The 1,733-nt window shown below is 52.5% G+C and carries 1 rRNA gene; it reads left to right on the top strand.

The annotated features are described in order from the left end of the window. The first annotated feature begins 144 nt into the window (after positions 1 to 144). Positions 145 to 1,686, top strand: a 16S ribosomal RNA gene (locus ACU8YC_RS24825). The last annotated feature ends 47 nt before the right edge of the window (positions 1,687 to 1,733 follow it).

Raw genomic sequence — 1,733 nt, 5'->3', positions numbered from 1 at the left:
ACTGCTCTTTAACAATTTATCAGACAATCTGTGTGGGCACTCGAAGATACGGATTCTTAACGTCGCAAGACGAAAAATGAATACCAAGTCTCTGAGTGAACATACGTAATTCATTACGAAGTTTAATTCACGAGCATCAAACTTAAATTGAAGAGTTTGATCATGGCTCAGATTGAACGCTGGCGGCAGGCCTAACACATGCAAGTCGAACGGTAGCACAGAGGAGCTTGCTCCTTGGGTGACGAGTGGCGGACGGGTGAGTAATGTCTGGGAAACTGCCCGATGGAGGGGGATAACTACTGGAAACGGTAGCTAATACCGCATAATGTCGCAAGACCAAAGAGGGGGACCTTCGGGCCTCTTGCCATCGGATGTGCCCAGATGGGATTAGCTAGTAGGTGGGGTAACGGCTCACCTAGGCGACGATCCCTAGCTGGTCTGAGAGGATGACCAGCCACACTGGAACTGAGACACGGTCCAGACTCCTACGGGAGGCAGCAGTGGGGAATATTGCACAATGGGCGCAAGCCTGATGCAGCCATGCCGCGTGTATGAAGAAGGCCTTCGGGTTGTAAAGTACTTTCAGCGAGGAGGAAGGTGTTGAGGTTAATAACCTCAGCAATTGACGTTACTCGCAGAAGAAGCACCGGCTAACTCCGTGCCAGCAGCCGCGGTAATACGGAGGGTGCAAGCGTTAATCGGAATTACTGGGCGTAAAGCGCACGCAGGCGGTCTGTCAAGTCGGATGTGAAATCCCCGGGCTCAACCTGGGAACTGCATCCGAAACTGGCAGGCTAGAGTCTTGTAGAGGGGGGTAGAATTCCAGGTGTAGCGGTGAAATGCGTAGAGATCTGGAGGAATACCGGTGGCGAAGGCGGCCCCCTGGACAAAGACTGACGCTCAGGTGCGAAAGCGTGGGGAGCAAACAGGATTAGATACCCTGGTAGTCCACGCCGTAAACGATGTCGACTTGGAGGTTGTGCCCTTGAGGCGTGGCTTCCGGAGCTAACGCGTTAAGTCGACCGCCTGGGGAGTACGGCCGCAAGGTTAAAACTCAAATGAATTGACGGGGGCCCGCACAAGCGGTGGAGCATGTGGTTTAATTCGATGCAACGCGAAGAACCTTACCTACTCTTGACATCCAGAGAACTTTCCAGAGATGGATTGGTGCCTTCGGGAACTCTGAGACAGGTGCTGCATGGCTGTCGTCAGCTCGTGTTGTGAAATGTTGGGTTAAGTCCCGCAACGAGCGCAACCCTTATCCTTTGTTGCCAGCGGTTAGGCCGGGAACTCAAAGGAGACTGCCAGTGATAAACTGGAGGAAGGTGGGGATGACGTCAAGTCATCATGGCCCTTACGAGTAGGGCTACACACGTGCTACAATGGCATATACAAAGAGAAGCGACCTCGCGAGAGCAAGCGGACCTCATAAAGTATGTCGTAGTCCGGATTGGAGTCTGCAACTCGACTCCATGAAGTCGGAATCGCTAGTAATCGTGGATCAGAATGCCACGGTGAATACGTTCCCGGGCCTTGTACACACCGCCCGTCACACCATGGGAGTGGGTTGCAAAAGAAGTAGGTAGCTTAACCTTCGGGAGGGCGCTTACCACTTTGTGATTCATGACTGGGGTGAAGTCGTAACAAGGTAACCGTAGGGGAACCTGCGGTTGGATCACCTCCTTACCTTAAAGAAACGTTCTTTGTAGTGCTCACACAGATTGTCTGATGAA

Source organism: Citrobacter sp. VF227, assembly GCF_052950715.1.
This window is presented reverse-complemented; position numbering and strand designations above follow the sequence as displayed.